The sequence below is a fragment of the Nitrosopumilus zosterae genome (assembly GCF_025998175.1).
GTDB lineage: Archaea > Thermoproteota > Nitrososphaeria > Nitrososphaerales > Nitrosopumilaceae > Nitrosopumilus > Nitrosopumilus zosterae.
Window position 1 is genome coordinate 566,787 of record NZ_AP026695.1, and the last position, 15,113, is coordinate 581,899.

The 15,113-nt window shown below is 35.1% G+C and carries 17 protein-coding genes and 1 tRNA gene; 12 read left to right on the top strand and 6 right to left on the bottom strand.

Annotation, left to right across the window (positions count from 1 at the left end; genetic code table 11):
• Window positions 1-318: 318 nt before the first annotated feature.
• Entirely contained in the window at window positions 319-1,281 is a 963-nt protein-coding gene (locus OO712_RS03425) for an MBL fold metallo-hydrolase (protein ID WP_109876639.1), read from the bottom strand.
• Between the two features lie 76 nt (window positions 1,282-1,357).
• On the opposite strand from OO712_RS03425, the gene purN reads away from it, so the two are divergent.
• Window positions 1,358-1,975 carry a phosphoribosylglycinamide formyltransferase gene (purN, locus tag OO712_RS03430; protein WP_109876638.1) on the top strand — a complete coding sequence of 206 codons (618 nt, stop codon included), beginning with the start codon at window positions 1,358-1,360 and terminating at the stop codon, window positions 1,973-1,975.
• Here purN and OO712_RS03435 read toward each other — a convergent pair.
• Both OO712_RS03435 and OO712_RS03440 read right to left on the bottom strand, forming a co-directional pair.
• Complete coding sequence (locus tag OO712_RS03435) at window positions 1,972-2,292, bottom strand: cupin domain-containing protein (protein WP_109876637.1); 321 nt, start codon at window positions 2,290-2,292, stop codon at window positions 1,972-1,974. The genes purN and OO712_RS03435 overlap by 4 nt on opposite strands.
• Before the next feature lies 1 nt (window position 2,293).
• The gene (locus tag OO712_RS03440; RefSeq protein WP_225866840.1) at window positions 2,294-2,626 is read right to left on the bottom strand and encodes an antibiotic biosynthesis monooxygenase family protein; all 333 of its coding nucleotides are present in this window, start codon (window positions 2,624-2,626) and stop codon (window positions 2,294-2,296) included.
• Window positions 2,627-2,668: 42 nt separating this feature from the next.
• On the opposite strand from OO712_RS03440, the gene OO712_RS03445 reads away from it, so the two are divergent.
• Window positions 2,669-3,532 carry a bifunctional 5,10-methylenetetrahydrofolate dehydrogenase/5,10-methenyltetrahydrofolate cyclohydrolase gene (locus OO712_RS03445; RefSeq protein ID WP_109876635.1) on the top strand — a complete coding sequence of 288 codons (864 nt, stop codon included), beginning with the start codon at window positions 2,669-2,671 and terminating at the stop codon, window positions 3,530-3,532.
• On the top strand, window positions 3,522-4,082 hold the full coding sequence (locus tag OO712_RS03450; RefSeq protein ID WP_109876634.1) for a 5-formyltetrahydrofolate cyclo-ligase: 561 nt from the start codon (window positions 3,522-3,524) through the stop codon (window positions 4,080-4,082). Before OO712_RS03445 ends, OO712_RS03450 begins: the two co-directional genes overlap by 11 nt.
• On the opposite strand, the gene purD is transcribed toward OO712_RS03450, so the two are convergent.
• Window positions 4,073-5,335, bottom strand: a complete 1,263-nt coding sequence (gene purD / locus OO712_RS03455; RefSeq protein ID WP_109876885.1) for a phosphoribosylamine--glycine ligase — start codon at window positions 5,333-5,335, stop codon at window positions 4,073-4,075. The genes OO712_RS03450 and purD overlap by 10 nt on opposite strands.
• A gap of 85 nt (window positions 5,336-5,420) precedes the next feature.
• On the opposite strand from purD, the gene ileS reads away from it, so the two are divergent.
• The 6 genes from ileS (at window position 5,421) to OO712_RS03485 (ending at window position 11,959) form a co-directional block, all read left to right on the top strand.
• Window positions 5,421-8,618 (top strand): isoleucine--tRNA ligase, encoded by a 3,198-nt coding sequence (gene ileS, locus OO712_RS03460; protein WP_109876884.1) that lies wholly within the window; start codon window positions 5,421-5,423, stop codon window positions 8,616-8,618.
• Between the two features lie 52 nt (window positions 8,619-8,670).
• Window positions 8,671-9,258: a DNA protection during starvation protein gene (gene dps / locus OO712_RS03465; RefSeq protein WP_109876633.1), complete on the top strand. Its 588-nt coding sequence runs from the start codon at window positions 8,671-8,673 to the stop codon at window positions 9,256-9,258.
• 111 nt (window positions 9,259-9,369) lie between these two features.
• Window positions 9,370-9,699, top strand: a complete 330-nt coding sequence (locus OO712_RS03470) for a hypothetical protein (RefSeq protein WP_109876632.1) — start codon at window positions 9,370-9,372, stop codon at window positions 9,697-9,699.
• Window positions 9,700-9,739: 40 nt separating this feature from the next.
• Window positions 9,740-10,846 carry a succinate--CoA ligase subunit beta gene (locus tag OO712_RS03475; protein ID WP_109876631.1) on the top strand — a complete coding sequence of 369 codons (1,107 nt, stop codon included), beginning with the start codon at window positions 9,740-9,742 and terminating at the stop codon, window positions 10,844-10,846.
• Window positions 10,843-11,760, top strand: a complete 918-nt coding sequence (locus OO712_RS03480; protein ID WP_109876630.1) for a succinate--CoA ligase subunit alpha — start codon at window positions 10,843-10,845, stop codon at window positions 11,758-11,760. The genes OO712_RS03475 and OO712_RS03480 overlap by 4 nt, the downstream gene beginning before the upstream one ends.
• Before the next feature lie 31 nt (window positions 11,761-11,791).
• Entirely contained in the window at window positions 11,792-11,959 is a 168-nt protein-coding gene (locus OO712_RS03485; RefSeq protein ID WP_008299211.1) for a 50S ribosomal protein L40e, read from the top strand.
• A gap of 2 nt (window positions 11,960-11,961) precedes the next feature.
• Here the strand turns inward: OO712_RS03485 and OO712_RS03490 are convergent, their stop codons facing one another.
• Window positions 11,962-12,210, bottom strand: a complete 249-nt coding sequence (locus OO712_RS03490) for a hypothetical protein (RefSeq protein WP_109876629.1) — start codon at window positions 12,208-12,210, stop codon at window positions 11,962-11,964.
• A 96-nt stretch (window positions 12,211-12,306) separates the two neighbouring features.
• Here OO712_RS03490 and OO712_RS03495 point away from each other — a divergent pair.
• Both OO712_RS03495 and OO712_RS03500 read left to right on the top strand, forming a co-directional pair.
• A tRNA-Val gene (locus OO712_RS03495) sits at window positions 12,307-12,400 on the top strand.
• A gap of 47 nt (window positions 12,401-12,447) precedes the next feature.
• A complete protein-coding gene (locus tag OO712_RS03500) occupies window positions 12,448-13,632 on the top strand; it encodes a site-specific integrase (protein ID WP_225866839.1) in 1,185 nt (394 codons plus the stop codon).
• A 6-nt stretch (window positions 13,633-13,638) separates the two neighbouring features.
• On the opposite strand, the gene OO712_RS03505 is transcribed toward OO712_RS03500, so the two are convergent.
• Window positions 13,639-14,655, bottom strand: coding sequence for a hypothetical protein (locus tag OO712_RS03505; RefSeq protein ID WP_109876628.1), 1,017 nt, complete (start codon window positions 14,653-14,655; stop codon window positions 13,639-13,641).
• A gap of 141 nt (window positions 14,656-14,796) precedes the next feature.
• Between OO712_RS03505 and OO712_RS03510 the strand changes: the two genes are divergently transcribed.
• Window positions 14,797-14,940 (top strand): hypothetical protein, encoded by a 144-nt coding sequence (locus OO712_RS03510; RefSeq protein ID WP_160049204.1) that lies wholly within the window; start codon window positions 14,797-14,799, stop codon window positions 14,938-14,940.
• Window positions 14,941-15,113: the final 173 nt, after the last annotated feature.

Below are 15,113 nucleotides of genomic sequence, written 5' to 3' on the forward strand. Positions count from 1 at the left end.
ATAGTACAAACACAGTATTATTTAAACAAATTAGGCGTCACAAGATCTTTTAATAGAATAATGCCGTATTATAACCAGATATTTCCATGTTAGAAAAACAATTCAATCCAGATTTGCTATACAACAGTATTGTTCATTTTTACATAGATAAGAAAGGATATTCAAAGGACAAGGCAAATGCCATAGCACAATCAGTAGTACAAAAAGAAGCCCAAAGAAGAATATGCAAAAATGAAAAATGTAAGCATTTTTCTCATGATCATATTAGAAATACGGAAACGTGTCTAGTTGAAAATTGTGATTGTAGTAAATTTTCATCTAAGTGAAATTATCTAAAGAATTTTCCAGTAAGGGCTGAGCACTGATGCCAATTTTTTTCAAGTGTTGTGCAAATTCATCCACAAATCCATGTATTGTATAGACTTGTTCGGCCTCAGATTTTATGACCATATCAACAAGCTCATTAAAATCACAGTGATCACTCATTGGAATTGAATAATCAGTTCGCCTTCCAAAAGAAAATCGTGAGGATTGTGCCCATCCACTAAATCCAATTGTTACAGCACCGTATTTCGATTTCATTTCTTGAACAAATTTATTTTTACTTGACATCATTGGTGCAACCATTACCCACGGTTTTTTTTCAAGTAATCCATTTTTTTCAGCTTCAGAATGCCCCATCCCATCCTTTAAAGAAATTCCAAATTTTTGATGAAGTAAATTCATATCTTTTACAGAATCATGAAGATAAAGCGGCCCCCAATGCCCAAATAATTGAGTAATTGTTTGTGCTTTTCCCAATTGATAACCCATTAAAATTACAGGTATTCCTTTTCCGTAAAGTTCAGAAATTAATTCGTTAACATGTTTTTGAATTTGTTCCATTTTTGGAAAAACAAATTCTGCCAATCCAAATGTACATTCAGTAATCAGAGTTTTACATTTAGGAATTTCTGCACCCTTGAGAAAACCTCTATCTCTAGTACAGATATCTCCAGTATAGAAAATATCATCAAAGAGCAAACCCTTGGCCCCAAGAATATGACCACTGTTAATGAGGGAGAAATTTTCTAGTGATTCTACATGATTTTTCATTTTGAATCCTCGAAGATTAGCTATCTCATTTGTTTCAATGGATGATAGGATCATTCCACCGTTTTTTGTTGGAAGGTGATCAGAATGAGCATGAGAGACAAAATTTATTCCAGAAACATCACTGTTTTTAGGATCTAAATAAACTCGTTTTTCATTTACCTCACACAGGATTCCATTTTTAGTCATCCTGACTTTTCTAGGCAACGAAGATGAAAATAATTGGATTTGATATAAATTGCAGGTTTGATCTAGTATTGACTAGTTGCTAAATCTAGGAATTCTCATCTCTGGTCGTGGAAGCAACATGGAGAACATTCTAAAGTCAATTAAAAGTAAAAAGATCCCAATAAATCCAGCAATAGTTATTTCAAATAAAGTAGACGCACCAGGTCTAAAAATTGCAGAAAAATTAGGGATTAAAACTGAGATTATTGAGAGCAGAGGGTTTGAAGGTAGTAGAGAAGCATATGATAAAAAAATCATCGGCAGCCTAACAAAATACGGGGTAACTCCTAAAAACGGGCTTGTTTGTCTTGCAGGGTTTATGAGGATAATCAGTCCGCAATTTGTAAAAAAATACAAGAATAGAATTATCAACATCCATCCTGCATTGTTACCATCTTTTCCAGGATTAAATGCGCAAAAACAAGCGTTAGAATATGGTGTAAAATATTCAGGATGCACAGTTCATTTTGTAGATTCAGAAATGGATACAGGTCCAGTGATTCTTCAATCAGTAGTTAAAATCAAAGAAAACGACACGGAGGAATCACTATCAAAAAGAATTCTAAAAGAAGAACACAAGATATACCCCGAAGTAGTGAATCTATTTGCTAGAAAAAAGATCAAAGTTTCGGGAAGAAGAACAATAATAGGCTAAGAGTCAGGGCCGCCAAAGAAATACAAAACCTTTAGCTCCTTTGTGTTCCCGTGAAAATAATGCTCGACTCCTTTTGCGACAAAAAACAGTTTGTCTTTGGATATTTTGTAATCATTGTTTTTAATTTTCAAAAAACCATCTCCTGAAATTACATAGTATACCTCATCACTATTATGGGGTTCCTGAGTATCTTCTTCATTGGGCTGTAAAACCAAAATTCCTGCCGCTAAGCTTTCACGATTGATAAAAGTATGAAAATAAGAATTGCTTTTTTTGATTTTTTCAATATATGAATTTAAATCATAATCGAGTTTCAACTTATTCAGCAATAATTGAGAATGTTTTCCGTTCGGGAGGAGCACTCATGTAAGAATGTCCTTCAGGATGTAGTTTATCGTGTTCGGGGCTATTGTGCATTTTGATGAAGGTGTCTTTGCTTTCATGTTCCACTATTATTCTATAGCTTCCGTCATTTGCTTTTAAAAATCGTCTTGAGACAAATCCTGGAAAGTTTGCCAGCACTTTGTTTGATTCTGAAAACCATTTTTTGAAATCTTCTTCAGCACCATCTTTTAGATTTACATCTGCCATCATTACAAACATGTTCTGACTAGAAATATAGGCATTAAATTTCTTTTCTAAGATTTTCATCCAAATTCCAAGAATTAAATATCTACAAACTAAAAACAGTGCATGGCAGGCGTTAAAATCGATGGCAAAGTTATTGCTCAATCAGTCAAAGACAGGGTCAAAAAGGCGATTCTTGAGCTTAAAACACAAGACATCAATCCCTGTTTAGCCACAATTTTGGTTGGAGAAAATCCAGCATCTGCCACATATGTCAAAAACAAACACATTGCATGTGAAGAAGTTGGAATTATAACAAAAGATCATAAACTTGCTTCAAATATCACTCAAATGGAATTAAATAAAATCATAGACAATCTAAACACGGACAATTCTGTTCATGGAATCCTAGTTCAGCTTCCATTACCCGAACAGTTAGATGAATTTGCCACCACGTCAAGAATTTCACCGCTAAAAGATGTAGATGGTTTAACTCCTCATAATGCGGGATTGTTAGCGATGAAAAAAGCAGCATTAGTTGCATGCACTCCTTCAGGAGTTATGGAGATGTTTGATTTTCATAAAATTGATTTGGAAGGTAAAAACGTAGTTCTAATAAATAGAAGTAATTTAGTAGGAAAACCACTTTATCACTTATTATTAGAAAAAAATGCAACTGTGATTACATGTCATTCTAAAACAAAGAACATTACGGAATTCTGCAAATCTGCAGACATCATTATAACAGCAGTGGGTGATAGAAACAAATTCACGTTGACATCAGAGATGATTAAAGACGGTGCAATCGTAATTGATGTTGCAATATCGCGATTTCAAGAAAAATTAGTCGGAGATTCAGACTATGATAAAATAATTCAAAAAGCGTCTTTTGCAACCCCAGTACCAGGCGGAGTTGGACCTATGACAGTTGCCATGTTATTAAAAAATACAATCACCGCAGCATCACTGAGCAGTCAAATTGGACGATAATAAAAAAAAGGCACTTAGGAATCTCCTTTTAGAAAAAAGAGATAACACTTCTTTTGATCTATTAAAGATTGCAAGTGAGAAGATGCAAAAGAAAATAAAAAAAATTTCTGCATTTAAAAATGCTCAGAAAATTGGAATGTATTATCCAATTCAAAGCGAGATCTTCACACAAGATATGATTCAAGAATTAATCAGTGACGGAAAAGAAGTTTTTTTGCCAAAAGTAATTGGAGATGAAATGGAATTTAGAAAAATAAAGGATTTTTCAAGCCTGGAAAAAGGAAGATTTGACATCATGGAGCCAAAAGATGACTGCAATGCAGACAATTCACTGGACGTGATAATCATCCCAGCCGTTGGGATGTCACCAAGTGGAGTAAGATTGGGGTATGGTCATGGATTTTACGATAAATTTCTAGCAGAAAATAAAACCACGACTATTGTGTTGACTTTGGAAAAGCAAATTGTAAAGAACATCCCAAAATCAGAACATGACGTAATTATTGATTGGATCGTAACAGAAGACAGAGTTTTTCAGACTCAGAAATAGGCCAGTCCTTTTTTACCAATATCTTTTCTGCAGTATTTGTGTGCCCAGGTTATTTTTTCAGTTGCGTCATATACATTGTTAATTGCAATTTCCAAACTTTCGCCCAGAGCTGTGACTCCTAAAACGCGCCCACCATCCGAAACAATTTTACCGTCTATTTTTTTTGTACCAGCGTGAAAAACATAAGCTTGATTTGATATAGAATCAAATCCTGAGATTTCTTCGCCTTTAACATATGATTCTGGATATCCATCTGATGCCAAAACAACGCATACAGCATATTGATTTTTCCACGAAGGTAAAGGCATGGAAGATAATTTGCCTTCAACACTTGCTACAAAATAATCATACAAATCAAAATCCATCCGCATCACAATAGGTTGGCATTCAGGATCACCCATCCTAACATTATATTCTAAAACATAAGGTTCATTATCTCTAATCATAATTCCGGCATACAAAAATCCCTTAAAGACAATTCCTTCATTTTTCATTGAGCGTATAGTTTTGTCAATAATTTTTTTTTGTATTTTTTCTGCCAATACATCATCAATTACAGGTGTGGGAGAATATGCCCCCATTCCACCAGTATTAGGACCATCATCATTATCAAAAATTCTCTTGTGATCTTGACTTGAAGCCATAGGAATAGCAATCTCGCCATCAGAGAGTGCAATGTATGAGGCCTCAATTCCATCCAGTCTCTCCTCAACAATTATTCGATTTCCAGCATCACCAAATGTTTTTTTAACCAGAATTGTTTGAATTGCAGATATTGCCTCATTATTGCTATTGCAAACAATCACACCCTTTCCAGCAGCAAGACCGTCAGCCTTTACAACCACATTGTACTCAAGAGAGTTAACATAATCTTCAGCTTTTTGTGCATCATCAAAAATTTCAAATCTAGCTGTTGGAATATCATTGCGTTTCATGAAATTTTTAGCCCAAATCTTGCTGGATTCAAGCTGAGCAGCCATTTGAGATGGACCAAAAATTTTGAGGTTTAGTTTGTTAAATTTATCAACAATTCCGGCAGCCAATGGAACCTCAGGGCCAACTACAGTAAAACAATTATTTTTTTGAGCAAAATCAGCCAATTCATCTAAATTAGTAACATCAATTGGCACATTGTTCTCAGTACCACCGTTTCCAGGAGATGTAAAAACAGTTTCAACCTTACTGCTTTGAGATAACTTCCAAGATAACGCATGTTCCCTACCTCCAGAACCTACCACCAGAATATTTGCCAACAAAAATCGTCTTTAACTCAATTATATAATCCAAGTCTCAAAAAATCAATTTAGCTTTATAATGCCACATACATATGAAAATCCAATGGAACTTTCTACAAAGTTTGATGCAAAATCAATTGAATCACAAGTTAAAGAGTACATCAAATCAATTGATTTAGAAAAACAGATTTTTGCATCAGACAAACGTGAAAAAATTAGATTCATCGAAGGACCTCCAACAATGAACGGGATTCCGCATGCAGGACATCTAAGGGGGAGAGTCATCAAAGATTTGTGGTACAGATTCAATACCCTACAAGGGAAAAAAATTGAATTCAATGGCGGATGGGATACACAGGGACTTCCAGTAGAATTGCAAGTAGAGAAAGAATTAGGAGTTTCAGGTGGGAAAACAGAAGCAATCAAACAGTTTGGAATTGAAAGAATTGTAACTGAGTGCAAAAAAATTGTAAAAAAATACAACAAATCATGGGTAGAAGTTGACGAACTTCTTGGCATGTCATTTAATCATGATAAAGCGTATTGGACTTTTAGGGATGAATTCATTGAAAGAGAATGGCAAGTGCTAAAAAAAGCGCATGAGAATGGAATTTTAGAAGAAGACTTTACAGTAATTGCATATTGCCCTAGTTGTCAAACATCACTTAGTCATGCAGAAGTAAATCAGGGATATGAAGAAGTTAAAGATCCGTCATTATATTATAAAGTAAAACTAGTTGATGAAGACGCATTTTTGATTGTTTGGACTACCATGCCATTCACTCTAGTTACTGATGCAATGGTAGGTTTTCAACCAGATGAAGATTATGCATATGTCAAAGTAGAAAATGAAACATGGGTTATTGGAAAAACAAGACTAGAAGAATTCATGACAGAAATGAAAATTGAAAAGTATGGTATTGAAAAAACTACTAAAGGTTCAGAATTCGAAGGCAGGAAATACATTCATCCGTTGCTTGATTTAATTCCAGAATTAAGTGAATGTTCCAAATTAAACAATTATCATGTTGCAGTTTCAGAGTCGTTTGTTGATGCAAGTACAGGAAGTGGTCTTGTTCATCTATCTCCCGCAAACGGAGAAGAAGATATCAAAATAGCAAACAAGCGAAATGTAAAAATTTTCAGCCCCATTGATGATGAAGTAAAATTCACCACTCAAGCAGGAAAATATCAAGGGATGTTTGTTAGAGACGCAGACAGAATAATTGTTGAAGATCTAAAAGATTGTAATGCGCTAGTAAAAATTGGAAAAATAAAACACAAGTATCCTCTTTGTTGGAGGTCACACCATCCAATAGTTTGGCTTGCGCGAAGAGGGTGGTTTTACAAATTAGATAGGCTAGGAAACAAAGCAATTGATGCGGCAGAAAGTGTAGAATACTTTTTTGAGCAGCCAAAAAACAGATTTTTAGGAATTATCAAAGAGAGGCACCCATGGTGTATTTCTCGAGAAAGGATATGGGGTTGTCCATTACCTGTCTGGAGTTGCGATGACTGTGGCGAGAAAAACTGGTTCTTTACAAGAAAAGATATTATAGATGCGGCAGAAAACTTGCCAGACGGTCCAGACTTTGAATTGCATAGACCATGGATTGACAACATTACAATAAAATGCAAAAAATGCAACAGTGTCAAAACAAAAAGAGAAGAATATGTTTTAGACACATGGCACAACAGTGGTTCTGCACCATACTCGTCTTTGACTGACGAAGAATACACAAACGAAATCCCTGCGCCATTTTTCACGGAAGGGATTGATCAAACCAGAGGATGGGCATACACTCTTCTTATCGAAAACGTAATCTTAAACAATGGTCCTGTACCTCCTTTCAAATCATTTTTGTTCCAAGGACACGTACTTGATGAAAAAGGAGGCAAGATGAGTAAGAGTAAAGGAAACGTTTTGGAAGGTGCAGAATTATTACAAAAATATCCTGCAGACCTAGTCAGATTTTATTTTATGTGGAAGGCAAGTCCAATTGAGCCTCTGAGCTTCAGCACTGATGAGTTAATGTCAAGGCCGTATCAGGTAATAAACACGCTATTCAACCTTCACCTATATTTTGAACAAAATAGCAAGTACGACGATTTTGATCAATCAAACACGATTGAATGGGCCAAGGAAAAAAATCTGCTAACATCACCGGATATTTGGATATTATCTAAACTTCAAAAAATAATACAGAAAATCACAGAGAAAAATCAGACATGTAAATTCCATGAAAGTGCAAAAGTAGTAGACGATTTTATCATAAACAATCTAAGTCAGATCTACATTCCAATTACAAGAGGAGAGTTATGGGATGAAGATGAAAACAAGAAAAATAGAAGATTGGCGATATATGCAGTACTCAGTGAAGTGCTCAAAACATTAGATATTTTGATTCATCCATTTTGTCCATTTACCAGCGAGTATCTTTATCAGACAGTTTTTCATGAAAAACAAAGCATCCTACTTGACAAGTGGCCCCAGTATGAAGAATCACTTGTAAACGAAGAGATTGAAGAATCATTTGACATTATGAAGGATGTCGTATCAGTGTCATCTGCAGCAAGGATGAAAGGAAAATTGAAAAGACGATGGCCGTTAAATGAAGCACAAATTTGCGTCAAGAAAGAACAAAAGAAAAAACTAGAATCATTATCAGATTTATTGCAATCCCAACTAAACGTAGAAAAATTCTCCGTTGTAGAAACTGAAAAAGAATCAGGGTTAGAACAAATTTTAGAATTAAAAGCATTAGGACTGCCAGTAAAACCAGTTATTGAACTTGAAAGAAAAAGAATAGGACCCAAAGCAAAACAACACATGGGAAAACTAGTTACAGCATTTACCGAAACAGATCCTGAAGAAATCATTTCGTCACTACAGAGGAATTCAAAGCATGACTTTAACATAGATGGGGAGATAATTTCATTAGACATAGAAGATTACGTTATAGATTTTGACGCAAGTGAAAATTTTGCCGTATCAAAAAGAGACAATTACATAGTGTTCATTTCAACACTGCGAAACAAGGAAATGATGGCAAAAGGATTGATAAAAGACGTTGCAAGAAGACTTCAAACTCTAAGAAAAGAAAGAGGATACAACCCCACAGATATTTTAGATGTTGCATCGATTCTCGATTTGGATGAAGAATCACTTGGAATGATTCAAGACAAGGCAGAGGATTTGGCATTTCTAGTCAGAGTAAAACAGGTAAATTTCACAAATTCTTGCAAAGAATACAAAGACGATGATATTGACGGTCAGAAAATAAGAATTTCAGTTGAGTAGATACTGAAATTCAATGCAATATTTTTATTACAATTAGAATTTGTAGAATCAAATGTCTGAATCAAACACACCAAATGTTGTTGGAATCAATGTTCTAAAACAAAATGGCCTTGATGTCGATGAATTGTTAAAGGAATTAATCAAGAATGCAGCAGTAGAGTTTACTGCATACTATTACTTTACCAATCTAAGAGCGCATTGTACAGGCCTAGAAGGAGAAGGACTCAAAGGAATTATCGAGGATGCAAGATTAGAGGATCTTAGCCACTTCGAATCATGCCTGGAAAGAATCTACCAATTAGGCGGGGCCCTTCCAAATGACGCAACAGAATTCATCAAAATGTCAGGTTGTGAATTCCTGCAGCTTCCAGCAAACCCAACTGATCACAAGGCAATTCTAGAGAAATGTCTCAAAGCTGAACAGGGTGCAATTGTCAACTGGAATAAAATTTGCCTGATGACAATAGGAAAAGATCCTGCAACATATGATATTGCAAAAGATATCTTAGCTGAAGAGATTGAACACGAGTCTTGGTTCTTAGAGTTAATCTATGGACGACCATCAGGACACATGAGAAGAAAATATTCTGGTGAAAGACCACATACTAGAAAACACTCTAGAGCACTTGATATGGCTTAAGGCCAAATCACTTTCTTTCTTTGAAATTACAAATTTGTGATTTTATTGACGACAAGTTGTGAAGATGCGTTGTTTTATCACGGTTAAATAGAAAAATCACCTATTTAGAACATGGTAAAACAGATTAGTTTGGATGCCTGGCAAATCCAGCAATTATCAGATCTGCTTGAAAAGGGTTCCAGTATTGTTGAAAAGACAAACAGACCAATTGTACTCTACAGACAAACTCTTGAAGAAGAAGAAGAATCCTATGAAGAAATTGTCTGTACTCTTACCAAAGGATATGTCATAGAACAAATGGTAACATCCGGCGGAGTTTTAGTTCCGAGCTTTCATCAACAGTTTGTATTTACAATTGAAGAATATCCTGAAGAATTATTGAGAAAAAGTAAAGATCGCTTTTTAGAAATGATTGATTTTCTTGAAGAGCAATTAAAATAGCATCATAGTTAATAAAGACCGTAAATTTCATGATTCTTGCATGCAGTTATTAGAATTTCAAGCCAAAGAGTTATTTCGAGAATATGGAATCAATTTGCTTCCCAGTATTTCATCTACAAATATAGAAGAAGGCAGAAAACATGCAAAAGAGTTAGGATATCCATTTGTAATTAAAATCCAAGTGCCAGTAGGCGGAAGAGGAAAGGCAGGAGGCATTCAAAAATGTCAAAACGACGATGAGTTTGAACTAAAATATCCTCAGGTAATGGATTTGACAATAAAGGGAGAAAAAGCAAGAGCGATTTTGCTTGAAAAAATGGCTGACATCAAAAAAGAGTTGTATTTATCATTATTTTTGAATCGTTCAAAGAGATGCTACACAATTATTGCATCATCTGAAGGAGGTGTGGAGATTGAGTCAGTAAAAAACCAAATTATTAAAGAAGTCGGGTTGGGCGATGTTTCAGACGAGATTGCAAGAGAAGTTGCAAAAGAGATAGGATTGCAAGGAAATACAGCAGAACAATTTGTAGATACACTAAAGAAATTATCAAAACTCACCATTGAAAAAGAAGCAGAGCTTGTAGAAATTAATCCTCTTGCAATCATGCAAGACGATTCAATCATGGCCCTTGATGGCAAATTTGTAACAGATGACAACAGTAACTTTAGACACCCAGAATTACAAAAATATCAAGAGAAGACGGAAATTGAAGAGCAAGCTGAAAAAAGTGGATTTTCTTTAGTAGAGTTAGAGGGGGACATTGCAGTTGTGGGAAACGGTGCAGGACTAGTGATGTCCACACTAGATATGCTATCAGACAATGGTGGCAAGCCAGCATGTTTCTTAGATGTTGGTGGTGGTGCGACTACAGAGTCAGTTTATGAAGCATTGACTTTGATCAGCAAATTAAGCAGGGTTAAAGGAATTCTAGTGAACCTCTATGGAGGAATTGTAAAAACAACAGTAGTGGCAGAGGCATTTCTAAAAGCTTATGAGGATAATTTAATCGACTTGCCAGTATTTGCAAGACTAAAGGGAACTGAATCAGATAAAGCAAAAGAGATGTTACAAGGTTCTAGAACCAACATATTTGATTCAGTTGAAGGTGCAATCAATGCTGCAGTGATGGGAATAAAGAAATGACAGACATTTTTGGATTGCTAAAGGGAAAACCTGGAGAACCAGACTATGAGAAAAAAGGGGTGATAGTTCAAGGGATTACAGGATCGTACGGTTCACTACATGCAGCAAATATGATAGCGTATGGAACAAATGTAGTAGCAGGAGTTACTCCGGGCAAAGGAGGCCAAGCATGGAATGATAGCGTACCAATTTACAACACAATGCAAGAGGCAGTTGATAAAACAAATGCAAAAATTTCAATTATTTTTGTTCCAGCTAAATTCTTTCTGGGAGCCGCCAAAGAAGCTCTGGAAGCAGGAATCAAATTACTAGTTGCAATTCCAGAACACGTTCCAATAAGAGACACAATGGAGACGCTAGAATTGGCAAATAAAAAAGGAGCAGTGGTAATAGGGCCAAATACTCCAGGGATAATGATTCCAGAATTAATCAAAATTGGAATTATGCCACCAATGCCGTTCAAAGCAGGAAAGATTGCAGTATTATCAAAAAGTGGGACCTTACTTTATGAAATTTCAGATGCATTAACCAATGCAGGGTTTGGTCAATCAATCACCATTGGAATTGGTGGAGACCCGATTAATGGAACAAGACTGATTGACGCTTTTGAAATGGTAAAAGATATTCCGGACTTGGAAGGAATGGTAGTGGTTGGGGAAATAGGCGGAGACTCGGAGGAAATTTTAGCTCAAAGAATCATTGATAGTGGATTTAACAAGCCCACCGTAGCATACATTGCAGGAAGAGCAGCCCCCAAAGAAAAGAGAATGGGGCACGCAGGAGCAATAGTGATGGGAACATATGGGTCAGCAGAGTCCAAGATTTCAATGTTTAACAAGGCAAACATCCCTGTAGCAAAAAGACCTGCCGAAGTACCAGTATTATTAGCAGGAAAAATGGAAAAATCCGATTAAAATAAAAGAGAGGGATTCAGGAGTCAATTAAATGCCCATTACAGACCCAGAAAAGAAACGAATTGCACAGCAAGCACGTCTAGTCATGAGAATTTGCTTCAAATGTGGATGCAGAAACGATATTGGCGCATCACGATGTAGAAAATGCAGAAACCCATACTTGAGACTAAAGAACAGAAATCTGGGCGTAAAGAAATAGGACTAAAAGTTCATCAATCTTTGTCGATAACTTACAATGGCAGACTTTAATTCGTTATTGTATTTCATGATAAATGATTTAGCAGATTCTGGATTGTCAAGTTCCTCCAGGTATAATTGAAGATCATCGGGCAATTGATCATTCATCTGATAAAGAACTTTGGCCGCCTCTACATACTGTCCTAGATTATCGGCATAGTCGTATGCCAATTTCATCCTGTTAATTAGCGCATCAAATTCTTGAAGGGACATGAGTGTTATTCTCAAAATCAGTAGAAAAAGTCAAGGTAATAACAGTATAATGGCAAAACCTAAAGACAAAAAAACTCGTCTTTTAGTAGATTCGTTGGACCGGTCGTCTAGTTTGGTTTGGATGACGCACTCACACTGCGTAAGGAATTTTTTCCCGCAAAGGTCGTGGGTTCAAATCCCATCCGGTCCATTTACCATCATGGGTGTTAAATACGACCCACATCATGGCATCATCTAATGGAAATTACCCTAGAAAAGATCAACACCAGAAGCGATCCCTACCAATTGTTTTTAGACTCAGTAAAAAATAAGGAAACTGTTAGACGATACAGAAACTTACTCTACACGTTTCTCAAACTAATTCCAAATCAGATTTACCATGATGTATTAGGAGAAGTACCTCCAGATAGAGAAAAAGAAACACTTGCAAAATATTTTGTAGATGTTGCAAGAAAAGATTCTGAGATTGCTGCAAATATTATTGCAGCATACATCAAAGAAGACAAAAAAAGAATAGAATCTGGTGAAATTAGTCCCCAAACCATCCCAAATCATATCAAGCCAATCAAGGTTTTACTTGATTCTAATCGCATTGCAATTCACTGGAAATCTCTTACAAAACTATACCCTAGAATCACAAGAGGATCAAATGACAGAGCATACACACGAGAAGAAATACAAAAAATGCTCGAGGTTTCAAAAGACATTACAGATAAAGTGATTATCCTGATGTACTCCTCAGGAGGATTCAGACTCGAAGCGTGGGATTACTTTACTTGGAAGGATTTGGTCTTTTTCAAAAATAATGATGGAAGTTACAAAGGTGCAGCATTGATTGTTTATAGAAATGATCCGGAACAATACTGGACATTTATCACGCCAGAGTCATGTAAAGCCCTGGAAATTTATCGTGAGAAATGGAAATCAGAGATTGGGCAATATCCAAAACCAGAGGAACCATTAATCAGGACAGTAAAATTCCCCATGATTCGCAGACTCAATCAAAAAGGAGTAAGAAAAAGAGTAGAAAAAGTAGTTAGAGAGATAGGCCTTAGACCACCATTGCCTCCAGGAAAAAGAAGACATGAGGTAAAACTTGATCATGGTTTTAGAAAATTCTTTAACACAAATCTACGACGTGCCAAAGTTGATTTTTTGGACAAAGAGGACATGATGGGTCACAAAATAGGTCTAGAAAGACATTATGAGAGATATCAGGAAGAAGATTTTGAACGATTCCCAGAATATGAAAAAGCCATTCCTTTTCTAACCATATCTGATGAGGAAAGAGCCAAACTAGAAAACATAAAGTTAAGACAAGAGAAATCTGAACTGGAAAAGAAGAATGCAGAGCTAGAAGCTATAAAGGTAAAATTAGACGAACTTTGGGCAGACAAGCAACGCATGGAAAATAACAATTAACTCACACTATTTGCATAGAGTAATTCCAAGATAGTCTAATCTATCTAGACTCTTTTTCTTAAATTTCTCTTTTTCCTGTTTAGACAACATGTCATTGGATTCTACACCTTTAATCATGTATTTTACTGCCTTTTCTTTTTGCCCTTTGTATAGAAAATAATGTGCTTGACTAAAGTAGTAATTTTGACGATGTAATCTTTCATAAGAATAAAACATCTTATCAAGAAAATCTTTGATATCCTCATCATCTATTGCTTTTACAAAATGTTGTATAGAATAGTAAGCACTTTCAATTTGTCTAGTGTAGAATCCAAGTGTTATGTCTCCATCAAATGTATTAAATGTAATACTATACTTGGTATTGCCAGATATTGAATCACTCAATAACATTTTGGAATCAGGTTTAATTATTGTTAGATCATACAAATTATACACATTTACTCTGGGATTATTTTTCAAGTAATCCCATTTCCCAAAAATTAGGGGTAATCTATGAGAGTAATTTTTTGCAACAATATCCATTATTGTAGTTGGAAATTCTTTTTGTTTACTATAGTCATACCATTTAACATTTGAATCCATTTCCAACATATTTTTATAATTTCCAGAATATACAATCTCAAGATCCATAAACAACTTGATTGCATATAAAATTCCATTGTGGGATAATTCATATTTTTTATGAAGTTTGTCTTCTGCCTTGCTTGGAGTAACAGCTCCTTTTTCTATCAATCCTGTAACATTTGTTTTTTTATCGCCCACTATAATTCGACGATATGTTATGTATCTACTATTTTTGGGTTTGAATTGTTGAGATAATCCATCAGATTCTACAATCTCATTAATTGTTGATGGTCCTCTTTCTGCAAGAATCTTGATTATAGTAAAAAAATTCCTATGCTCGGGTTTTGACCATTTTACCTTATCAAATTTTCTTTCTCTGAATGCAGTACTAGTGGGTTCTGGATATTGAATTCCAATTCTTTCGATGAATCTCTTATACTGATCAAAAAATATATTCAATAGTATACTATTAAATCAATTATATTAATATAGATTATGCCCAAATACAGGCATAAATTTACCAATTTCCTATATGAGGACTTTTAATAGTAGACTATTTTAGTAATATAACTTATTTAATAAAACTTCAAACCCATGCTCATGAAAAAAAGCAAGTTTGTCGGCATCACTATCCCAAAAGAGCTTTATGACAAAATAGAGAAAAAACGAGGAGATTTGCCAAGATCTTACATTTACAAAAAACTCGTAGAAACAGGATATGAACAAGGTGAATTAAAATGGTAGTTGAGCCAACCTATGTTTGTTCTAGTAATCATGAATTTGTATACTTGATCACTTTTAGTGTCGGAGATGAGAATAAAACCTATCGTGTTTGCAAAGAATGCAGTAAACTAGATTATTTTAAAAAATTCATCGTAAATAAAATCCCCTTAATTTCTACGGAGATGAGTTGATTG

What these genes read in the sequence shown, in the direction of transcription:
- OO712_RS03490 (WP_109876629.1), bottom strand. Translation starts at nt 12,210, where the DNA reads ATGTCCCTTCAAGAATTTGATGCGCTAATTAACAGGATGAAATTGGCA.
- OO712_RS03480 (WP_109876630.1), top strand. Translation starts at nt 10,843, where the DNA reads ATGACAGACATTTTTGGATTGCTAAAGGGAAAACCTGGAGAACCAGAC.
- OO712_RS03470 (WP_109876632.1), top strand. Translation starts at nt 9,370, where the DNA reads ATGGTAAAACAGATTAGTTTGGATGCCTGGCAAATCCAGCAATTATCA.
- OO712_RS03440 (WP_225866840.1), bottom strand. Translation starts at nt 2,626, where the DNA reads ATGAAAATCTTAGAAAAGAAATTTAATGCCTATATTTCTAGTCAGAAC.
- OO712_RS03500 (WP_225866839.1), top strand. Translation starts at nt 12,448, where the DNA reads ATGGAAATTACCCTAGAAAAGATCAACACCAGAAGCGATCCCTACCAA.
- OO712_RS03510 (WP_160049204.1), top strand. Translation starts at nt 14,797, where the DNA reads ATGAAAAAAAGCAAGTTTGTCGGCATCACTATCCCAAAAGAGCTTTAT.
- OO712_RS03445 (WP_109876635.1), top strand. Translation starts at nt 2,669, where the DNA reads ATGGCAGGCGTTAAAATCGATGGCAAAGTTATTGCTCAATCAGTCAAA.
- ileS (WP_109876884.1), top strand. Translation starts at nt 5,421, where the DNA reads ATGGAACTTTCTACAAAGTTTGATGCAAAATCAATTGAATCACAAGTT.
- OO712_RS03485 (WP_008299211.1), top strand. Translation starts at nt 11,792, where the DNA reads ATGCCCATTACAGACCCAGAAAAGAAACGAATTGCACAGCAAGCACGT.
- OO712_RS03475 (WP_109876631.1), top strand. Translation starts at nt 9,740, where the DNA reads ATGCAGTTATTAGAATTTCAAGCCAAAGAGTTATTTCGAGAATATGGA.
- OO712_RS03425 (WP_109876639.1), bottom strand. Translation starts at nt 1,281, where the DNA reads ATGACTAAAAATGGAATCCTGTGTGAGGTAAATGAAAAACGAGTTTAT.
- dps (WP_109876633.1), top strand. Translation starts at nt 8,671, where the DNA reads ATGTCTGAATCAAACACACCAAATGTTGTTGGAATCAATGTTCTAAAA.